The organism is uncultured Anaerococcus sp. (genome assembly GCF_963510915.1).
GTDB lineage: Bacteria > Bacillota > Clostridia > Tissierellales > Peptoniphilaceae > Anaerococcus.
In genome coordinates this window covers 1-18662 of sequence record NZ_CAUPHG010000026.1, presented here as the reverse complement: position 1 = coordinate 18662, position 18662 = coordinate 1, and the positions used below count along the sequence as shown (strand labels likewise).

Here is an 18662-nt window from a genome sequence, read left to right as displayed (position 1 = left end):
TGCTAAGTCTATCATGTCAGTTCTGAGCATGAGTGCTTCTAAAGGCGATGAGATAATTATTCGAGCAGAAGGTGATGAAGAAGAAGATGCTGTAAAAAGTCTTATCGATTTAGTTGAAAATAAATTGAATGAATATTAGCATAGATAATAATTAACGAGCTTCGGCTCGTTTTTTTTATTTTTTATGGTATGTTGTTTGATGCGGATACATTGATAATCCCTAGCAAAAAGGTATGATTTAAAAGAGCGAAAAATAGATAAAAGAGGTAAATAATGAGCGATTTATTAAAAATAGAAAATCTCCATGTTTCGGCTGGAGATAAGAATATACTCAAGGGAATAAATTTGACAGTTGGTAAGGGTGAGGTCCACGTAGTGATGGGTGCCAATGGTTCAGGCAAATCAACCCTTATGAACTCTATTATGGCAAATCCGGCCTATACAATCAAGGAAGGAAAGATTTTCTTTGAGGGTGAAGACATCACAGATTTTAGTGTTGATAAGAGGGCTAGACTTGGGATTTTCATGAGCTTTCAACACCCAGATGAGATTCCTGGCGTTAAGCTTTCTGATTTTCTAAGAATTTCTGAAGAGCAAATTACTGGCAAAAAACCAAAAATTTTGGCCTTTAATAAAGAACTAAATAAACAAATGGAAGACTTAAAGCTTGATTCTTCTTATGCTAATAGGTATGTAAATGTTGGTTTTTCTGGTGGTGAAAGAAAGAAATCAGAAATCCTTCAAATGCAGATGCTAAATCCAAAACTTGCTCTACTAGATGAGACAGACTCTGGTCTTGACGTTGATGCGGTAAGGATTGTTTCAGAAGGAATCGAAAATTTCCTAGATGGTGAAAAATCAGTTATTATTATCACCCACCACAGGGAAATTTTATCAAATATTAAGGCTGACTATGTTCATATCTTAAAAGACGGAGTCATCCAAGAAACCGGAGATGATAGTCTAATGGATAAGATTGAAGCCGAAGGATACGAATGGGTGTAAGATGAAAGAAATAAATATTGAAGAACAATTAAAGGACATAGACCGTGGTTACTATGATTTCTTTAATGAATTTATATATTCAGATATTACAGAAAAAGGCTTGAATGCTGATATTGTAAATGAAATATCTGATAAGAAAAATGAACCAGAATGGATGAGAAAGAGAAGGTTAAAATCTCTAGAAATTTTCGAAAAAACTCCTAATCCATCATGGGGACCAGATCTTTCAGAGCTTAATATGGCTGATATCACAACCTATGTAAAGCCACCAACAGATAAGAAATCTACTTGGGAGGCTTTGCCAGAAGATATTAAGGACACCTTTGACAGGCTTGGTATTCCACAGGCCGAGCAAGAAAGTCTTGCTGGTGTTGGTGCCCAATATGATAGTGAGGAAGTTTACCACTCTATCCAAAAACACTTATCAGACCAAGGCGTAATTTTTATTGATTTTACAACAGCTGTTAGGGAACACGAAGACTTAGTTAAAAAATATTTCCAAAAGGCAATTCCACCTACTCTTCATAAGTATGCAGCCCTTCACGGTGCTGTTTGGTCAGGTGGATCTCTAATTTATGTCCCAGAAGGAGTTAAGGTTGATATTCCACTCCAATCTTATTACAGGTTAAATGCGCCAGGAGCTGGCCAATTTGAGCATACAATGATTATCGCTGAGGATAATTCAAGGGTTCACTTCATAGAGGGTTGTTCTGCTCCAAGATACAATGTTGTAAACCTCCACGCAGGTTCTGTCGAGATTTTTGTAGGCAAAAACGCAGAAGTCAGATTTTCTACTATAGAAAACTGGTCAAGAAATATGTATAACCTAAATACCAAGCGTGCCATTGTCCAAGAAGGTGGCAAGATGATTTGGGTATCAGGATCTTTTGGTTCAAAGGTGTCTATGCTTTATCCAACAAGTATCCTTGCAGGTGAAGGTGCGAGTGCTGAATATACAGGTATTACCTTCGCAGGTGATGGTCAATATATAGACAATGGTTGCTCTATGATCCATCTTGCTCCAAATACCTACTCAACTGCCCTTACAAAGTCAATTACAGCTGGAAACGGCAAGTCCATGACCCGTTCTTTAGTTGAGATGAGGAAAAATTCTAAGGGTTCAAGATCAACTGTAGACTGCGAAAACCTCATGATTTCAGAAGAAAGTCAATCAGATACCATTCCTGTTCTAGATATTAGAAATGATGACGTTGACTGTGGTCACGAGGCAAAAATAGGTTCAATTGACCAAGGCCAGGTATTTTATCTAATGAGCAGGGGTATTCCAGAAGAAGAAGCAAAATCAATGATTGTAAGAGGTTTTGCTGAGCCAATATCTAAGCTCCTACCTCTAGAATACGCAGTTGAAATGAATAACCTAATTGATATGGAATTGGAAGGAGCAAATGGCTGATGACAAAGATAAATGAAATGAGGGCTCCAACTTGGGCCTATTTTGGTCTAAATAATACTGATTATGACCGAGTTGAAATTAAAAACCAGCCTTTTTATGGAAAATCTAATGGAGAGGATCTAAGCGAAGTTAAAAATGCCTTTGCAAATGAAACTTATGGCCTTTCTCCAGAGATAAATAAGGAAAACCAAGACTTTAGAAACCACTTTTTAAGTTTTGATATAGATAAAAACAAAGAAACAGAATTTATAAACCTAGAAATGAACGATGAAAACAACATACTTGTGTCAGACATTGAAATAAACGCAAGGAAGAATACAACTTCTTCATTTTTGGTAAATTTTGCTGATAGTGCAAAGGGAAAGATTTTTATAAATTCTCAAATCCTAGTCAATTTAGAGGAAGATTCTAAGGTGAAACTCGTAGTTGTAGTTGACCTTAAAAATGAATCTACCAATCTAAATTCAATCGCAACAAGACTTGCTGACAGGGCAGAGCTTGATATTACTTATATTGAAATTGGGGCAACAAAGTCCATGGTTAATATCAGAAATATCCTAAGAGGCGAAGAGGCCAAAGTCGTAGAAAATGGTGTTTACTTCAAATCTAAGGAAGAATACCTAGACTTAATGACTGTAAATGAGCATTTTGGTATAAATACAGATTCAAATACTCTTTTTAATGGAGCATTAAAAGATAAGGCTCATAAAAACTTTAAGGGTATTGTCGACCTAAGACGTGGGTGCACCAAGGCTGACGGCAAGATTGGGGATTACTCAATGATGTTATCAGATGAGGTTATTAACAAGTCTGCTCCTGTCCTTCTCAATGAGGAAAAGGAAGTAGCCGGTAAGCACGCTGCAAGCGTTGGTAGGATGAATAAGGAAATGCTATTTTATATCATGAGCCGTGGCTTTTCCAAAAAGCAAGCTGAATCCATGATGCTTGAGGCAAATTTTGCCCCAGCCCTTGATAAGATTGAAGACGAAGACCTACGCAAGATAATAGCAGACGAAGTTCACGAATTAAATAGTAGGAATTAGTATGGATGTAGCAGAAATAAGAAAAGATTTCCCCTATCTTGACGGGGCCAAGGTCGGCAAGGATGTAATCTACCTAGATACAGCTGCCACCAGCCAAAAGCCAAGACAGGTAATTGAAGCAGTCGACAATTATTATAGGTACAAAAATGCTAACCCTCACAGGGGGGCTCACTACCTTTCATGGGTAGCAACAGAAGCCTACGAAAATGGTAGGGAAGTAATTAGAAAGTTTATAAATGCTAAATCCAGAAATGAAATAGTCTACACCAAGACTACAACAGAGGCTATGAACCTACTTGCCTATTCATATGGACTGGACAATCTAAATGCGGGCGATGAGATTTTAATTACCATATTAGAACACCACGCCAACCTAGTTCCATGGCAGATGGTGGCCAAGGCCACTGGGGCAAAGCTTGTTTTCGCCTATTTAAAAGATGATTATTCTCTTGACTATGAGGATTTAAAGGCAAAAATAAATGAAAAAACAAAGATAGTTTCAGTAACTGGAGCATCAAATGTGACAGGCGAAATTATTGACGTTAAGAAAATTATCGGCTGGGCAAAAGAAGTAGGTGCGACTACAATTGTAGATGCTGCTCAACTTGTAGCCCACAAAAAAATTGACGTTACCGACCTTGATTGTGACTTTTTGGTTTTTTCTGGTCATAAGATTTATGCGCCAATGGGCATTGGTGTCCTTTATGGCAAATATGACCTACTTGATAAGATGAAACCTTTTAACTTGGGCGGAGATATGATAGAATATGTCTATGAAGATTATTCAACCTTTGCCAAGGCACCTATAAAATTTGAGGCCGGAACACCAAATGTTGGTGGGGTTATTGGCCTAATAGAAGCTATAAAATATGTGGAAGAAATTGGCATGGAAAATATTCATGCCCATGAGATGGAATTAACCCACTATGCCTATGACCTAATTAAGGACATAGAAAATATAAAAATCGTCCATCCGACAAGCGTTGAGGAAGGGGCTCTAATTGCCTTTACTTTCGATGACGTCCACCCACACGACATAGCTTCTATCCTAGATTCTAAGAATGTAGCTGTAAGAAGCGGTCACCACTGTGCTATGCCTCTACACACTTATTTAGGAATCTCATCTACAGCCAGGGCATCTTTTGCGATTTATAATACAAAAGAAGAAGTTGAAATTTTCGCAAAAAGTTTAAGAGAAGTTAGAAAGGTGATGGGACTATAATGGATATGCAGGAAATATACAGTCAGATAATTCTAGATCATTCAAGAAACCAAGCAAATAAGCATGACCTAGAAGGCGCTGACATCAAGGAAGACGGCCACAATCCATCTTGTGGCGATGAAATAGTTTTGCAATTAAAACTCGATGGAGATAAGATAGTGGACGCAGCCTTCACAGGTGATGGTTGTGCTATTAGCCAAGCTGCCACATCTGTAATGTGCGATATGCTGGTTGGCAAAACTATGGCAGAAGCTGACAAAATGGCAGATATTTACCAAAGGATGATTAAGAGAGAAGACGTGACTGATGAGGAGCTTGAAGAACTCGAAGACGCTGTGGCCTTCAAAAACATTCAAAATATGCCACAAAGGGTAAACTGTGCTCTCCTATCTTGGAACACCCTCAGGGCTGTTATTGATGAGAAAAAATAAGCTAGAAAAACTAGAATTTTATACATCACTAACAAGTGCAATTTTAGTCTATATGTTGGTTTACTTGCAATATAGCAAAGGCAATGAAGTTTGGTGGCTAATCCTAATTGCAGCCATACTAATGACTGCCAATACCTATGTGAAATACAAAAAAATAAATAAATTATAGGCACTTTCAATATTTTGAAAATAAAGGCAAATATTAGCCAAAAATAAAATTGAAATTATTTGTAATTTGTCTTATAATGTTAGTAGCTAGGGGTGCAATTTGCTGAGAGATATTCATCAACCCTTTAAACTTGGAAGGTTAAAACCTGCGTAAGGAAGCTAGAAAAAGAGTTTAAAGGCCCCTAGAGGGGTCTTTTTTAATGCAAAAGACTTAGAAAAATTAAAAAAATGAGAGTCATGGCACTAAAGGGGCATACCACCTCGGGTATGGTTGTCCTTTTTGTGCCTTTTTTTGAGGAGGTGAATAAGTGATTAAGGTAAATGACAAGGAGGTTTCCTTTATTGAAGGAGAAAATCTTAGGGATTTTTTAATAAGAAATGATTACGACCCAGATTTTTTGGCCTGTGAAGTTGACTGCCACTTAGTAAAAAAAGTGGATTTTGATAAATTTATCTTGGAAGATGGGGCGAAAGTAGAAGTCTTTTCCTTTGTTGGTGGGGGTTGATATGAGAAATGAGATTTTAAAAAGACAAGACCCGGAAATTAATGAAATACTCAAAAACGCTAAAGTTTCAATCTTAGGTTGTGGGGGACTGGGTTCAAATATAGCTATGGTCCTTGCCAGGTCTGGGCTTGGGGAAATTTACATTTACGATTATGATAAGGTTGAATTATCAAACCTAAATAGGCAAAACTACGACCAAAAAGACTTGGGAAAATCAAAGGTCTTTCAAACAAAAAAGAAAATTGAAGAAACTATTCCTTATGCCAAAGTTTTTGCAAAAGAAGTTTTGATTTCAAAAGAAAACTTGAGCGAAATCGCAGAAAAAACCGATGTTTTCATCGAAGCCTTTGACAAAAAAGAGATGAAAAGCTTGGTTTTTGAATATTTTTTGGGAAGGAATGACAAAAAATTAATTATGGCTTCAGGCCTGTCGGGACTTGGAGATTTTTCAGATATAAAAGTAAAAAAAATAGAAAATGTTACTATGGTTGGGGACTTCAAATCAAGTCAAGTTCAAGGTTTGTACGCGCCTTATCTAGGAATTGTAGCAAATATAGAAGCCCTCTTAGCGCTTAAAGTTATTATAGGAGAAAGAAATGGAAAATAAAGATTATTTAGTACTTGGAGATAAGAAATTTGAGTCAAGGTTTATCCTTGGATCTGGCAAATATTCACCAGAATTAATTGATGCAGCTATCAAATCTGCTGGCTCACAGATGATTACTGTTGCCCTTAGAAGAGCAAATACCAAGGATGTGGCAAATATTTTAAATTACATACCAAAAGAAGTTACCATTATCCCAAACACTTCAGGGGCAAGAAATGCTGATGAAGCTATTAGGATTTCAAGGCTTGCCAGGGAAATGGGCTGTGGAAACTTTGTGAAAATCGAAATCATGAGAGATTCAAAATACCTTTTGCCAGACAATGTTGAAACTCTAAAGGCAACAGAAATCCTCGCCAAAGAGGGCTTTGTAGTTCTTCCTTATATGTATCCAGATTTAAACTTTGCTAGGGACTTGAGGGATGCAGGAGCTTCTGCCATCATGCCTCTTGCCAGCCCAATCGGTTCTAATAAGGGCCTTGCTACCCGTGATTTTATAAAAATAATAATTGATGAAATAGACCTACCAGTTATTGTTGATGCGGGAATTGGCGTGCCAAGTCAGGCAGCAGAAGCAATGGAAATGGGAGCCGCAGCTATCATGGCAAACACAGGTATAGCTTCTGCCAGCGATATAAATTTGATGGCAAAGGCTTTTAAACACGGAATAGAAGGAGGAAGACTCGCCTACCTTGCAAAACCAGGTAGGGTTTTACAAGCAGGTGCAGACCCATCTTCACCATTAAGAGACTTTTTTGACTGATATGAATATAAAAAGTGTGCTCGATTATTTCCCAGAAATGGATATAATCGATTCAGATATCAAAGAAAGGGTAAAATTATCCTACGAAGAAGTAAAAAACACCAAAGTTACCAAGGCTGATGTGCTGGCTAGTTTTGAGTCATCATCTCTTACTCCAAGAGATTTATATAACCTCCTAAGCGATGAGGCAGAAGAATACCTAGAGTATATGGCAGAGTTTGCAAAGGAGAAAAGAATAAGATATTTTGGCAACAATGTTTGCTTATTTTCTCCGATTTATATAGCAAATTACTGCGAAAATTCTTGTAGGTATTGTGGATTTAGGGCCAAATCTGATATAAAAAGGGCGAAATTAAATTATGAGGAAATAGAAGAGGAGATGAAGGCGCTTGCAGAAACAGGTATTGAAGATGTTTTAATCCTAACAGGCGAATCTCAAAAATTTTCTTCAATAGAATACATTGCCGAAGCCTGTAAAATAGCTAGCAAGTATTTTAAGGTAATAGGTATCGAGGTTTACCCAGCCAATGTGGGAGATTACAAGGTTTTAAGAGAAGTCGGGGCAGATTTTGTGACAGTATTCCAAGAGTCATACAACCCTGAAACCTACGACTACTATCACCCTTACGGCCATAAGAGGAGTTTTTCCTATAGGTTCGATACCCAGGAAAGAGCCCTCCAGGCAGGTTTTAGGGGAGTTGGTTTTGGAACACTTTTCGGCTTGGGAGATCCTATCGAAGAAGCCTTTAAACTTGCAATCCACGCAAGCGAAATTCAGAAAAAATATCCTCATGCAGAAATTGCCATTTCTTTACCAAGGATAAGGCCAACTCATGGTGCGGATAATTCACTAAAATTCAACATAGTAGATGATAAAAAGTTTTTCCAAATCATGGCTGCTATTAGGATGTTTTTACCTTTTGCCTCAATTACTCTTTCAACCAGGGAGTCAAAAGATTTTAGAAATTTAGCCGTAAGCTACGCCGCTACAAAAATTTCAGCATCTGTTGATACATCAATCGGACATAGGTCAAAGAAAAGTGCCGATGAGGGTGATGAACAATTTGAAATTGACGATGCAAGGTCAACAGCAGAAACCTTCAATGACTTAAAAAACCTAGGTATGACCCCAGTATTCACAGACTATATCAATCTCTAAGATATTTTGTAAAAAATTTAAAAATAATTTGGAAATAGAAAGGAAGGGTAATGTTTGATTTAGAAAAAATATTAGAAGCGAGGGAGATGTTAAGGGAAAAAGAACCCCTAGTTCACTCTATCACCCATCCAATCGCCATAAATATGGTAGCAAATGTCATCTTATTTATGGGAGCTAAGGCAATTTGCGCTGCCCATCCAGAAGAGGTATCTGAAATTGTAGATATTTCTGCTTGCCTAAGCCTAAGCCTGGGTAATATTACAAGTGAAAGAATGGTTGCCATTGATAGGGTCTGCGAGGAGGCTAATAAGAAAAATATCCCCCTAACCATTGATATGGTAGGGGTCGGTGCCTCTACTCTTCGCTATAATTTCGCCAAGAAACTTTTAGACAAGTATCATTTTGACTTAATTAAGGGAAATGCCTCAGAAATCAGGACCCTTGCTAGTGGGTTATCAAACGCCCAGGGCATTGATGTTGGCAAGGCTGACGAGCTTTGGGGATCGAATATTGAAAAAATTGCCAGGGAAGCAAGGGACTTTGCCCAAAAATACCAGTCAACAGTCTTAATCACAGGCAAAACTGACCTAGTTATTGGGGGAAATTCTTATTTTGCCATTGATAATGGGGTTGAAAGTCTAAGCAAAATTACGGGTACAGGCTGTATGTTAACTGCAATGATTTCAAGTCTAATGGCTGTAACTGACCCTGTTTCGGCAACTATTTGTGGTCTGCTTATTATGGAAATTGCGGCAGAAAAAACAGATACGCCTAGGCTTTACACATTTTTTGTAAATCTCATGGACGAGATAAGCCTAATTAGTAATGAAGAAATAAGCAAAAAAGCAAAAGTAAGGGAGATAAAATTTTGAAAAAACTATATCTTGTGACAAATTCGGATAAGTATAGCGAGGAAGAATTCTTGGAAAGAATCGAGGCTGCCTTAAAAGGAGGAGTTGATATCCTCCAATTGAGAGAAAAAGACAAGACTGACTTGGAAATCCTAGAGCTTGGCAAAAAGGTCAAGGCCCTTTGTGATTCCTACAAAGTTCCAATGCTAATTGATGATAAACCCCATTTGGCTTGGGCCCTTGGCCTTGGAGTCCACCTCGGTGCGGATGATATGCCAATAGAGCTTGGAAGAAAACTTTTAGGACCTGATGCTCTTATAGGGGCAACAGCAAAGTCTGTAGAAGCTGCCCAAGAAGCGGAAAAAGAAGGTGCTGATTATCTAGGAGTTGGGGCAATATTTGAAACCAAAACCCACGTCAAAACCAAAAGAACCAGCGTGGAAACTTTAAAAGAAATCAAAAAAAATGTGGGCATAGAAGTCTACGCCATAGGTGGTCTTAATATTGATAATGTAGATATCCTAGCAGGTTCAGGTGTGGACGGGATCTGTGTAGTAAGGGCAATCATGGATAGCCCAAATGTAGAAGAAGAAACAAAGAAATTGAAGGAAAAAATTAACCAAATCCTATAATTTAAAGGACGGAAAAAGCCTGGCAAGAGCCAGGCTTTTCTAAACAGAAATCATTTATAGTTGGAATTTATAAAAATTCTACTTCATTTTCTCCAATTACCACAGATGGCACGCCTGCTCTGTGGGCTTCTCTTACTTCTTGGTAGCCAGGGAGGGTGTCCCTGTATTTTAGGAATAGTTTTAGGCTTGGCATTGATGATGTGATGTTTACTACATCACAGTCAGCGTATTTTTTGGAACCGTCTTTAATTTCTCCTAAAATCCCTGCACAATCTGGACAGAGATCGCTTACGAATAATATCTTATCTTTCATTTATTTTCCTTTCTTTTGTATCTTACGAATTTTATCTTTTTTCCTTCATCGTTTATGGGTTTACTTTCTTCAACGATTTCAAAATTTGAATCCGTATCAAAGTTGTGGAGGTAGGTGTCTGCTGGACTTTGTGCGTCAATTTTTGTGATTATTGCCTCATCGATATAAGCTAAGAAAAGCTTGCAAATCTCAGAGCCGCCAATTACAAAGGCCTCCTTTGGAGAATTTTTCACATAAGAAATAATTTCGGAAATATCATTAAAGACTAAGGCGCCATCCCTTTTTAGATTTTTGTCCCTAGTCAAAATAATATTTTCCCTATTTGGAAGAGCAGAACTCATAGAATCAAAGGTCTTTCTTCCCATTATTACAAGGCTATCCGTCGTAGTTTCCTTAAAATGTTTGAGATCTTTTTTTAAGTCGTAAAGCATCTTATTATCTAGACCTATTGCCCAATTCTTATCAACTGCTAGTATTAATTTCATATCCACCTCACTTTATTATACCCAAAAATATAGTAAGATATAAGAAGAAAGAGGACTTATGAAGAATAAATTATGGCAAATCTTTAAATCAACTCTCTATCTCTCAGCCTTCACCTTTGGCGGGGGCTATGTGATATTGACCTTGATGAAAGATACCTTTGTAGATAAATTAAAATGGATAGACAAGGACCAAATGCTAGACATGACAGCCATTGCCCAGTCAGCACCTGGGGCTGTTGCTATAAATGCATCAATAGTAGTAGGCTATGAAACGGGAGGCCTTACTGGAATGTTTGTGGCGATTTTAGGTACAGCCATCCCACCTCTAGTGATAATATCTGTAATATCAATGTTTTACGAAGCCTTCATAGCAAATCATTATATAGCAAGTTTCTTAAAGGGAATGCAGGCTGCTATTGCCGCCCTGATTTTTAAGGTTTCCTATGATATGGCCAAAGACTTACTTAAAGAAAAATTAAAATTTGTGCCGGTAATTATGGTTATCGCTTTTGTTTTAGGATATTTTCTTAAAGTCAACATTGTTTATATAATTGGTGGCCTAATTTTACTTGGCCTAGTAAATTCACTAATAAAAAGGAGGGACCATGCTAATTAAATTATTTATAAGCTTTTTTAAAATCGGACTCTTCTCCTTTGGCGGAGGCTATGCAGCCTTAGCCCTAATCCAACAAGAAGTAGTCGTAGAAAACGGCTGGCTTGCCGTGGGAGAATTTAACGACCTAATCACAATCAGCCAAATGACCCCAGGGCCAATCGCCCTAAACTCAGCCACCTTTGTTGGCCAAAGAGTTGCAGGTTTTCCAGGAAGCCTTGCAGCAACAATGGGCTGTATCTTGCCATCTGCCATCATAGTAGGCGGCCTATCATATTTTTATAAAAAATATAAGGACCTAGACTTGATAACAGACATCCTAAAATTTTTAAGACCAGCAATTGTCGTAATGATCCTAATAGCAGGCCTAGATATACTAAAAACTGCCCTATTTGATGTAAATGCCATGGCAATAGAAAACCTTGACTATAAAATGCTAGGCTTATTCCTTGGAGCCTTCATAATCATGCAGAAAAAAGACTACGACCCAATCAAGGTTATGGTTTGTTGTGGTTGTTTTTATTTAATATTAGGTCTTATTATCTAGTTTTAGGTTTTAGATTTTTAATAAAATTATTATAAAGAATTCCATCTTCCTATTTTTTTATTGTAAGAAAAGCAAACCACAAAATTACATAATCATTATAATTTCTTGGATCATAGCCGGTAAGCTCTTTTAATTTATTTATCCTATATTGGATTGAATTTTTGTGCATATACATATCTCTTGATATCTTGCTAATTGAACCGTTGTGTTTTCCATAGAGGAAAAATAAGTCCTGGTAAAATTTTATATCATTAGGGTCTATAGATTTTAAGATTCTTTTTGAATACTCTAACAAGTCTTTTTCATCCAATGAGGTTATCAAAAGACCCATGTGCATATTTTTGTAAAATAAAATCGGATTAGATTTGCTTACTTTAGCCCAATCACAAGCTTTAAGGGCCTGATTATAGTAGGTTCTCGCTTCTTCTATATCGATAAATGTATCGCTAATACCAAAATCAAGAGACAAATTGTGGTTGTTTTTGTATGTGGCATACAATTTTGAAAGGTGGTTTGTTATTTTTTCTTCGTTGCTATCTATATAAATGTTAATAAATTTATCATGAATTATAGTGGAGTAAATTTTATCTTTTTCATAATTTGATTCAGAATACCTAACCAAATTTCTTTTTATATCAAAACCTAATTCATCAAGAGGGATTTCTGCTACAGAAAAGTGTTTAAAAGAATTTTCTAGTGATTTAGGGACAAGATCTAGGTGATATAATTGAGAATTTAAAATAGATTCTATAATTAATTTGCTATTTTCAAGCTTTGCAGATTGGCTTTCTTTAATCCACTCTTCTTTAAGGAGAATTTCTGTCATTTTTTTGATGATATTACCATATTTTTCTACAATATCGAGATCTCCTGATATACCGATTACACCAATTATTTCGTCTTGAAAATTAACTGGTAGATTGACTCCTTTTTTGGAACCTGGATATTGATCATCACGTATAATTGCAACAGTTTCTCTCTTTTCTAAACATATAAGGGCACCCTTGTGGATGGTGTTAATTCTTTTTTTATCTGTTGAAGCGATTATGATTCCATTGTTATCTATAAAATTTATATCTTGCTTGATTGTGTTTCTAAGACTTTCTACAATTGATTGAGCAAGTGTATTATTAATCTTCATAAAAATCCTCTCTTGGCATGAGTACCAAAAACCTATATTGGGAAAACGTGTTTATTTGTATTATATACCATAGAATTTAAAAAGTCATGTTTGCTATAATAAAATCAAGATATAAGTTAATAAATTATAGTGATTTATTATTACCTGTAGTTGGTTAATGGCTATTAATTTATCTTTACTTGTTACATATTACGAAAGAAGAAAGGAGAGCTATGGAGAAACTAATAAAAAAGGTTGTGGACGGATCTATAGAAAAGTGTCTGCCAGATAATGCTGTGAAACAAGAGCTTAAAAATTTGCCCTCAAATAAGGGGAGAAAGATTTTGATAGCGATAGGTAAGGCCGCTTATCAGATGGCTAAAACAGCTTTAGAATCTGATGTTAAATTTGATGATGCAGTGGTTATTACTAAGTACGACCATCTTACATCTGATCTTGAAGGAGCGGTGTGCTTTGAGGCGGGTCATCCAATATCAGATGATAACACTATTATTGCAAGTAAGTATGCATATGATTTGGTAAAAGATTTGACTGAGGATGATTTGGTTGTTATGCTCATATCCGGCGGCGGATCAGCCCTTTTCGAAATACCAGTTGTGGGCTTTTCTGAGATACAAGATATCAATAATCAGCTCCTAGAAAAGGGTGCTAATATTATTGAAATAAACACAATTAGGAAAAGACTATCAAAGGTTAAGGGTGGTAAGTTTGCAGAAATTTGTAAACCTGCCACAGTATATAATATCATCTTATCAGACGTTGTTGGCAATAGGCCTGACATGATTGCGTCTGGCCCAACTTATGTTGACAAATCTACTTGTAAAGAAGCTTTTGATATTGTAAAAAAATATGACTTATCCCTATCAGATGAAGCTTTAAAAGCCCTTGAGATAGAAACTGTGAAGGAATTAAACAACAGTCTTATTAATATCTCAGGAAGTGTTGACCAGCTTTGTCTTGAAGCAAAGAGTATTCTAGAAAAAGAAGGATATGATGTAGACCTACTTACAACCAGTTTGGATAATGAAGCAAAAGAAGTAGGCAAAGTTTTAAGTGCGATTGCAAGAGAACAAAGTAAAAGACTTGATAAAAAAGCTTATATCCTAGGCGGAGAAACTGTTGTTTACCTAAAGGGTAAGGGCCTAGGCGGAAGAAATCAAGAATTAGCTTTCGCCAGCGCAAAAGGAATTGCAAATTTAGATAATGTGGTAATCATGAGTTATTCATCAGATGGTACAGATGGACCTACTGATGCCGCAGGTGCTTATGTTGACGGCAGTACAATGGAGAAACTTGAAAAACTAGGCATAAATTTTGATGAAGTCTTAGCAAATAATGATTCTTATACTGCCTTAAAAAAGATAGACCAGCTTATAAAAACTGGTCCTACAGGTACAAACGTTAATGATTGTGCAATAATACTAATAAATTAAAGGAGAAAATATGGAAGTTACAATAACTAGTTTGGGAGCTTTGCTTGGATTGATATTAACTATTATGTTGATATTTGCTAAAATACCAGCTGTATATTCCCTAATGTTAGGAGCTCTAATAGGCGGTCTTATAGGTGGAGCAAGTGTTGGAGAAACTATCAGCCTAATGACAACTGGTGCTGGTGGAATGATGACAACGGTTTTAAGGATACTAGCGGCAGGAGTCTTGGCAGGTACCTTAATTAAATCAAAAGCAGCAGATTCTATTGCTCAAAAAATTATTGATATTTTGGGTGAAAAGAAGGCCCTACTAGCCCTTGCTATTGCAACTATGGTGTTAACAACTGTTGGAGTATTTATAGATATAGCGGTTATTACCGTAGCACCAATAGCAATGGCAATTGCTTATAAGCTTGGCGTTTCAAAAAGAGCAATTTTATTAGCTATGATTGGTGGGGGCAAGGCAGGAAACATAATGTCACCAAACCCTAACGCAATTGCTGTTTCATCTGCTTTTTCTGAACCGCTTACATCTGTTATGATGGCAGGAATTATTCCGGCAATATGTGGATTAATAGTTACTTATTTCTTAGCAAGGATGCTAAAAAAACAAGGTACTTATGTTACAGAAACTGAACTTGATCTTACAGGAGAAAATGAAGAACTTCCTTCATTTGGGAAATCTATGGTTGGCCCACTTGTAGCCATTGTTCTTCTTGCCCTAAGACCACTAGCGAATATTACAGTAGATCCAATGTTAGCCTTGCCATTAGGAGGTCTAATTGGAGCTCTTGCAATGGGTAAGATGAGAGACTTTTTAGGCTTTGCAAACCATGGCTTAAATTCAATGATAAATGTTGCAATAATATTAATAGGAACAGGCACACTTGCAGGAATAATACAAAATTCAAACCTAGGTAATGACATTATTTCCACAATCGATAGTCTTGGTTTGCCATTATTCATGCTAGCACCAATTTCAGGTATTTTAATGAGTGCAGCTACAGCTTCTACAACATCAGGTTCTACTGTAGCAAGTGAAGTTTTCGGATCAACTTTACTAAAATCAGACGTATCTGGCCTAGCATCAGCTGCAATGATTCATTCAGGAGCAACTGTTCTTGATCATCTACCACACGGATCATTCTTCCACGCCACAGGCGGTAGTGTAAAGATGGCATTCAAAGAAAGAATAAAACTTATAGCCTATGAATCCTTAGTAGGTTTGACAATGACAATAGTCGCAACAATATTTTATGGTGTTATAGGAATTTTATAGCACAATCCTAACCCGCCTTTTGGCGGGTTTTTGAATTTAAGACAAAGAAGATAAATTCATGTTATTATCCTCTATTCTGTATATAGTTTAAACTACAAGTTGATTTTATATTTTTATTACAGATGATTATCTTCATTAAAGCGTAAACATTAATATTATTTATTATTTTATAAAATTCCTAATCCATGGACTTTTGTTTAAAATAGGAATAATAACCTTATTACGGAGGGAATATGGTTTCTAGATTTTTTAAGTGGGTGCCGGCGGCTAATATTGTGGTGCCTATGTTTTTTTGCATCTATATTAAATACTCTTGTACCAGATATTTTACAAATTGGGCCTATGACTTATGCTATTGCTGGCAAGGAGGGGCTTAATGATTTGATTGATGTGACTCTTGTGGCTACTGGAAGTCAGCTTATTTTTAGGAGGTTGAGGCTTGCTGTTAAGGCTTATAAACTCATGGCAAATGAAGGAATAAAAATCCCTGAAGATATTGGTATCATAGGCTTTGATAATATTAATGATACTGAATATACCAACCAAGCCATAACTTCCATAGATCAGAGGATTTCTGATCAGGTTAATCTTGCGATTGATAATCTTCTTAAGATTTTAAATGATGAAGAAGCTCAGACAAATATTGCCCTTAAGGTTAAATTAATTGAAAAGGAAACCACATTTAGGGGTATTAATATATAAGAAGCTTTTGTTTATGAAAGCAAATATTCAAGATAGAAAAATTTGGAGGAATGGTTATGACAAATTTTATTGAATCCTTTGATGGCACATCTTTATTTTTCAACAAGGAAGAAGCGAAAAATGCCAAGGCTGCAGTTGTTATTGTTCACGGCTTGGCAGAATATTCTGGTAGGTACGATTATGTGGCTGAAAAATTCCACCAGGCAGGTTTTTCAACCTACAGGTTTGACCACAGGGGCCACGGCAAGTCTCAAGGCGAGAGAGGATTTTATAAGAACTACGAAGACATGCTAGAAGATGTAAATGTAGTTGTAGATAAGGCTATAGAAGAAAATCCTGATAAGCCAGTATTCTTGCTAGGCCATTCTATGGGTGGTTTTGCAGTAAGCCTATACGGGGCAAAGTATAAAAATAAGAGCCTTGCTGGAATCATCACTTCAGGTGGTCTTACACACGATAATAATAATTTGACTGAAATGGTTGGTCCTGGCCTTGACCCACACACAGAACTTCCAAACGAGCTTGGCGATGGGGTTTGCTCTGTAAAAGAAGTTGTAGAAGCCTATGTTGCTGACCCATTAAACCTTAAAAAATACCAACTTGGTCTTTTATATGCATTAAAAGACGGAATAGCTTGGTTTAAGGAAAATGAAAAAGACTTTTCTTACCCAGTTTTAATCCTCCACGGTAGGGACGATGCCCTAGTTAATTTCAAAGATTCATTTGACTTTTTTGAAAACAACTCATCAAAAGATTGCCAAATTAAAATATACAAGGGTCTTTACCATGAAATCATGAATGAATATGCCAAAGATGAAGTAATTGGAGATATAATTTCTTGGATAAATAATAGACTATAAGTAAAAAATTACCAATAAAACGCTGGGGGAAATTTTCCTTGGCGTTTTTTATTTTTGTTGTAAATAGTTTTGAATATACGTAAAGATTGAAAAGTAATAAAATAATCGTAGTTTTTTTAATAAATAAGTATAATAGCCTTATTATGGAGGAATATATGCTTTCTAAAATTTTTAAAAAAGTGCCAGCAGCGACTATTGTTGTGCCGATGATCCTGGCGTCTATACTATATACACTTTCACCAAATCTATTTAAGTTTGGGCCAATGACAGCAGCTATAACTAGCAAGGAGGCTCTTAATGCTATTATTGATATAACTTTGGTGGCTGTAGGCAGTCAGCTAACAATAAAAAGGCTAAGGCTTGCCCTTCACAGGGGATTGGTTTTGTTCTTATCTAAGTGGCTTACGGCTATAGTTTTAGGATTTAAATTTTTTAAACTTTTTGGTAGGGAAGGATTTTTTGGAATATCTGCCTTGACCTTTATAGCGGCGATTTCAAATCACAATAATGCGCTTTTTATAGGCCTTATCGGTGATTATGGTGATGAGTATGATGTGGCCAGTGCGGCCATCACAGCCATTATTTCTGTACCTATTTTTACATTTTTAACCCTATCCATGCTAGGAGTTGCTGATATTACCCCGACATCAATTCTAGATTTGGCCTTTCCTATTATTGTTGGAATATTTTTGGGAAATATAGATAAAAATTTCTGTGATTTTCTCTTTGGGACACAAAAATACATCATGCCATTTTTAGGCTTTGTAATAGGAACTGGAATTGATTTAAAGGCTATTTTTAACGGCGGTATTGCAGGAATTATTTTATCGGTTATTACAGTTTTAGCTGCCTTTGTTATAAGCCTACCGGCAGATATTTTCATCAACAAAAGACCAGGTTGGGCTGCGATTTCTATCTATACAGCAGCAGGTAATTCTGTAATTGTACCAGCTCTTGTGGCTGACCTTGATAAGTCTTGGGAACCATATGCAAACCTTGCGGCAGCACAGTTGGGAACAGTTGTGATTTTGACTTCGCTTTTGGTGCCTCTAACAGTAAGTGTTTGGATAAAGATTAATGAAAAGAAATCTTGATGAGAGTTTCTTTTTTTTATGACTTTTTTATTGTTTATTATAGAACTCTATATATTATATATAGAAGGAAGTTTTGTAAAATATTTAATTTACTAGAGATTTTCTTGTAAATTAATATTTTTGCAAGTATATTAATAAATGGCCTAGGCAAGTCTAAATATTTATTTAAGTTTTTTTAGATTAGTGATGAGCTTAGAAAACTAAAATAATTACTTGCCAAATGGTTATATATGGCGTATCATATATAGGTGCTTTGAAGTTGGATGTTGCTTATGTATAGGCCAATGCATAAGGAAACTCTGACAGAGCGAGCTTGGGAATAATCCTGAGCGATTTCCAAAAATTATCAAACGCCCGGACGGGCGTAAAAGAAAGAGAGAGGAAAATGGCTAATCAA

At 36.3% G+C, this 18662-nt stretch carries 23 protein-coding genes and 1 riboswitch; of the genes, 20 read left to right on the top strand and 3 right to left on the bottom strand.

The window, feature by feature from the left end:
* From RQ893_RS03705 to thiE, 13 genes are all read left to right on the top strand, one after another.
* A partial coding sequence (locus tag RQ893_RS03705) for an HPr family phosphocarrier protein (protein WP_311481704.1) occupies window positions 1-139 on the top strand: 139 nt, incomplete at its 5' end.
* Window positions 140-273: 134 nt separating this feature from the next.
* On the top strand, window positions 274-1005 hold the full coding sequence (sufC, locus tag RQ893_RS03700) for a Fe-S cluster assembly ATPase SufC (protein WP_311481702.1): 732 nt from the start codon (window positions 274-276) through the stop codon (window positions 1003-1005).
* Between the two features lies 1 nt (window position 1006).
* The gene (gene sufB / locus RQ893_RS03695; RefSeq protein ID WP_311481701.1) at window positions 1007-2419 is read left to right on the top strand and encodes a Fe-S cluster assembly protein SufB; all 1413 of its coding nucleotides are present in this window, start codon (window positions 1007-1009) and stop codon (window positions 2417-2419) included.
* Window positions 2419-3462 carry a SufD family Fe-S cluster assembly protein gene (locus RQ893_RS03690; protein ID WP_311481700.1) on the top strand — a complete coding sequence of 348 codons (1044 nt, stop codon included), beginning with the start codon at window positions 2419-2421 and terminating at the stop codon, window positions 3460-3462. The genes sufB and RQ893_RS03690 overlap by 1 nt, the downstream gene beginning before the upstream one ends.
* A 1-nt stretch (window position 3463) precedes the next feature.
* The gene (locus RQ893_RS03685; protein WP_311481699.1) at window positions 3464-4684 is read left to right on the top strand and encodes a cysteine desulfurase; all 1221 of its coding nucleotides are present in this window, start codon (window positions 3464-3466) and stop codon (window positions 4682-4684) included.
* Window positions 4684-5115, top strand: a complete 432-nt coding sequence (gene sufU / locus RQ893_RS03680; RefSeq protein WP_311481698.1) for a Fe-S cluster assembly sulfur transfer protein SufU — start codon at window positions 4684-4686, stop codon at window positions 5113-5115. Before RQ893_RS03685 ends, sufU begins: the two co-directional genes overlap by 1 nt.
* Window positions 5102-5284: a hypothetical protein gene (locus RQ893_RS03675; protein ID WP_311481697.1), complete on the top strand. Its 183-nt coding sequence runs from the start codon at window positions 5102-5104 to the stop codon at window positions 5282-5284. The genes sufU and RQ893_RS03675 overlap by 14 nt, the downstream gene beginning before the upstream one ends.
* A gap of 78 nt (window positions 5285-5362) precedes the next feature.
* Window positions 5363-5457: riboswitch (TPP riboswitch) on the top strand.
* A 134-nt stretch (window positions 5458-5591) separates the two neighbouring features.
* Window positions 5592-5789, top strand: a complete 198-nt coding sequence (gene thiS / locus RQ893_RS03670; RefSeq protein ID WP_311481696.1) for a sulfur carrier protein ThiS — start codon at window positions 5592-5594, stop codon at window positions 5787-5789.
* 1 nt (window position 5790) lies between these two features.
* Window positions 5791-6396: a sulfur carrier protein ThiS adenylyltransferase ThiF gene (thiF, locus tag RQ893_RS03665; RefSeq protein ID WP_311481695.1), complete on the top strand. Its 606-nt coding sequence runs from the start codon at window positions 5791-5793 to the stop codon at window positions 6394-6396.
* The gene (locus RQ893_RS03660; protein ID WP_311481694.1) at window positions 6386-7156 is read left to right on the top strand and encodes a thiazole synthase; all 771 of its coding nucleotides are present in this window, start codon (window positions 6386-6388) and stop codon (window positions 7154-7156) included. The genes thiF and RQ893_RS03660 overlap by 11 nt, the downstream gene beginning before the upstream one ends.
* Before the next feature lies 1 nt (window position 7157).
* Window positions 7158-8315, top strand: a complete 1158-nt coding sequence (gene thiH / locus RQ893_RS03655) for a 2-iminoacetate synthase ThiH (protein WP_311481703.1) — start codon at window positions 7158-7160, stop codon at window positions 8313-8315.
* A gap of 50 nt (window positions 8316-8365) precedes the next feature.
* Window positions 8366-9187, top strand: a complete 822-nt coding sequence (gene thiM, locus RQ893_RS03650; protein ID WP_311481693.1) for a hydroxyethylthiazole kinase — start codon at window positions 8366-8368, stop codon at window positions 9185-9187.
* Window positions 9184-9798, top strand: coding sequence for a thiamine phosphate synthase (gene thiE, locus RQ893_RS03645; RefSeq protein WP_311481692.1), 615 nt, complete (start codon window positions 9184-9186; stop codon window positions 9796-9798). Before thiM ends, thiE begins: the two co-directional genes overlap by 4 nt.
* Before the next feature lie 67 nt (window positions 9799-9865).
* Here the strand turns inward: thiE and RQ893_RS03640 are convergent, their stop codons facing one another.
* Both RQ893_RS03640 and RQ893_RS03635 read right to left on the bottom strand, forming a co-directional pair.
* Entirely contained in the window at window positions 9866-10111 is a 246-nt protein-coding gene (locus RQ893_RS03640; RefSeq protein WP_311481691.1) for a hypothetical protein, read from the bottom strand.
* Entirely contained in the window at window positions 10108-10596 is a 489-nt protein-coding gene (locus tag RQ893_RS03635; protein WP_311481690.1) for a dihydrofolate reductase, read from the bottom strand. The genes RQ893_RS03640 and RQ893_RS03635 overlap by 4 nt, the downstream gene beginning before the upstream one ends.
* A gap of 58 nt (window positions 10597-10654) precedes the next feature.
* Here RQ893_RS03635 and RQ893_RS03630 point away from each other — a divergent pair, with 58 nt between their 5' ends.
* Both RQ893_RS03630 and RQ893_RS03625 read left to right on the top strand, forming a co-directional pair.
* On the top strand, window positions 10655-11212 hold the full coding sequence (locus tag RQ893_RS03630; RefSeq protein ID WP_311481689.1) for a chromate transporter: 558 nt from the start codon (window positions 10655-10657) through the stop codon (window positions 11210-11212).
* Window positions 11202-11756, top strand: a complete 555-nt coding sequence (locus RQ893_RS03625; protein ID WP_311481688.1) for a chromate transporter — start codon at window positions 11202-11204, stop codon at window positions 11754-11756. The genes RQ893_RS03630 and RQ893_RS03625 overlap by 11 nt, the downstream gene beginning before the upstream one ends.
* 49 nt (window positions 11757-11805) lie before the next feature.
* Here the strand turns inward: RQ893_RS03625 and RQ893_RS03620 are convergent, their stop codons facing one another.
* Window positions 11806-12897, bottom strand: coding sequence for a sugar diacid recognition domain-containing protein (locus tag RQ893_RS03620; protein WP_311481687.1), 1092 nt, complete (start codon window positions 12895-12897; stop codon window positions 11806-11808).
* A 212-nt stretch (window positions 12898-13109) separates the two neighbouring features.
* Between RQ893_RS03620 and RQ893_RS03615 the strand changes: the two genes are divergently transcribed.
* The 5 genes from RQ893_RS03615 to RQ893_RS03595 all read left to right on the top strand — a co-directional run bounded on the left by RQ893_RS03615 (window position 13110) and on the right by RQ893_RS03595 (window position 18265).
* Window positions 13110-14330 (top strand): DUF4147 domain-containing protein, encoded by a 1221-nt coding sequence (locus RQ893_RS03615; protein ID WP_311481686.1) that lies wholly within the window; start codon window positions 13110-13112, stop codon window positions 14328-14330.
* Between the two features lie 10 nt (window positions 14331-14340).
* Window positions 14341-15609 (top strand): SLC13 family permease, encoded by a 1269-nt coding sequence (locus RQ893_RS03610; RefSeq protein WP_311481685.1) that lies wholly within the window; start codon window positions 14341-14343, stop codon window positions 15607-15609.
* 342 nt (window positions 15610-15951) lie between these two features.
* Window positions 15952-16311, top strand: a complete 360-nt coding sequence (locus RQ893_RS03605; RefSeq protein WP_311481684.1) for a substrate-binding domain-containing protein — start codon at window positions 15952-15954, stop codon at window positions 16309-16311.
* Window positions 16312-16367: 56 nt separating this feature from the next.
* A complete protein-coding gene (locus RQ893_RS03600) occupies window positions 16368-17171 on the top strand; it encodes an alpha/beta hydrolase (protein ID WP_311481683.1) in 804 nt (267 codons plus the stop codon).
* Between the two features lie 155 nt (window positions 17172-17326).
* The gene (locus tag RQ893_RS03595) at window positions 17327-18265 is read left to right on the top strand and encodes a 2-keto-3-deoxygluconate permease (RefSeq protein ID WP_311481682.1); all 939 of its coding nucleotides are present in this window, start codon (window positions 17327-17329) and stop codon (window positions 18263-18265) included.
* The last annotated feature ends 397 nt before the right edge of the window (window positions 18266-18662 follow it).

Coding starts and splice junctions, on each gene's coding strand:
- sufC (WP_311481702.1), top strand. CDS start 274: ATGAGCGATTTATTAAAAATAGAAAATCTCCATGTTTCGGCTGGAGAT.
- sufB (WP_311481701.1), top strand. CDS start 1,007: ATGAAAGAAATAAATATTGAAGAACAATTAAAGGACATAGACCGTGGT.
- RQ893_RS03690 (WP_311481700.1), top strand. CDS start 2,419: ATGACAAAGATAAATGAAATGAGGGCTCCAACTTGGGCCTATTTTGGT.
- RQ893_RS03685 (WP_311481699.1), top strand. CDS start 3,464: ATGGATGTAGCAGAAATAAGAAAAGATTTCCCCTATCTTGACGGGGCC.
- sufU (WP_311481698.1), top strand. CDS start 4,684: ATGGATATGCAGGAAATATACAGTCAGATAATTCTAGATCATTCAAGA.
- RQ893_RS03675 (WP_311481697.1), top strand. CDS start 5,102: ATGAGAAAAAATAAGCTAGAAAAACTAGAATTTTATACATCACTAACA.
- thiF (WP_311481695.1), top strand. CDS start 5,791: ATGAGAAATGAGATTTTAAAAAGACAAGACCCGGAAATTAATGAAATA.
- RQ893_RS03660 (WP_311481694.1), top strand. CDS start 6,386: ATGGAAAATAAAGATTATTTAGTACTTGGAGATAAGAAATTTGAGTCA.
- thiH (WP_311481703.1), top strand. CDS start 7,158: ATGAATATAAAAAGTGTGCTCGATTATTTCCCAGAAATGGATATAATC.
- thiM (WP_311481693.1), top strand. CDS start 8,366: ATGTTTGATTTAGAAAAAATATTAGAAGCGAGGGAGATGTTAAGGGAA.
- RQ893_RS03640 (WP_311481691.1), bottom strand. CDS start 10,111: ATGAAAGATAAGATATTATTCGTAAGCGATCTCTGTCCAGATTGTGCA.
- RQ893_RS03635 (WP_311481690.1), bottom strand. CDS start 10,596: ATGAAATTAATACTAGCAGTTGATAAGAATTGGGCAATAGGTCTAGAT.
- RQ893_RS03630 (WP_311481689.1), top strand. CDS start 10,655: ATGAAGAATAAATTATGGCAAATCTTTAAATCAACTCTCTATCTCTCA.
- RQ893_RS03625 (WP_311481688.1), top strand. CDS start 11,202: ATGCTAATTAAATTATTTATAAGCTTTTTTAAAATCGGACTCTTCTCC.
- RQ893_RS03620 (WP_311481687.1), bottom strand. CDS start 12,897: ATGAAGATTAATAATACACTTGCTCAATCAATTGTAGAAAGTCTTAGA.
- RQ893_RS03615 (WP_311481686.1), top strand. CDS start 13,110: ATGGAGAAACTAATAAAAAAGGTTGTGGACGGATCTATAGAAAAGTGT.
- RQ893_RS03610 (WP_311481685.1), top strand. CDS start 14,341: ATGGAAGTTACAATAACTAGTTTGGGAGCTTTGCTTGGATTGATATTA.
- RQ893_RS03605 (WP_311481684.1), top strand. CDS start 15,952: ATGACTTATGCTATTGCTGGCAAGGAGGGGCTTAATGATTTGATTGAT.
- RQ893_RS03600 (WP_311481683.1), top strand. CDS start 16,368: ATGACAAATTTTATTGAATCCTTTGATGGCACATCTTTATTTTTCAAC.
- RQ893_RS03595 (WP_311481682.1), top strand. CDS start 17,327: ATGCTTTCTAAAATTTTTAAAAAAGTGCCAGCAGCGACTATTGTTGTG.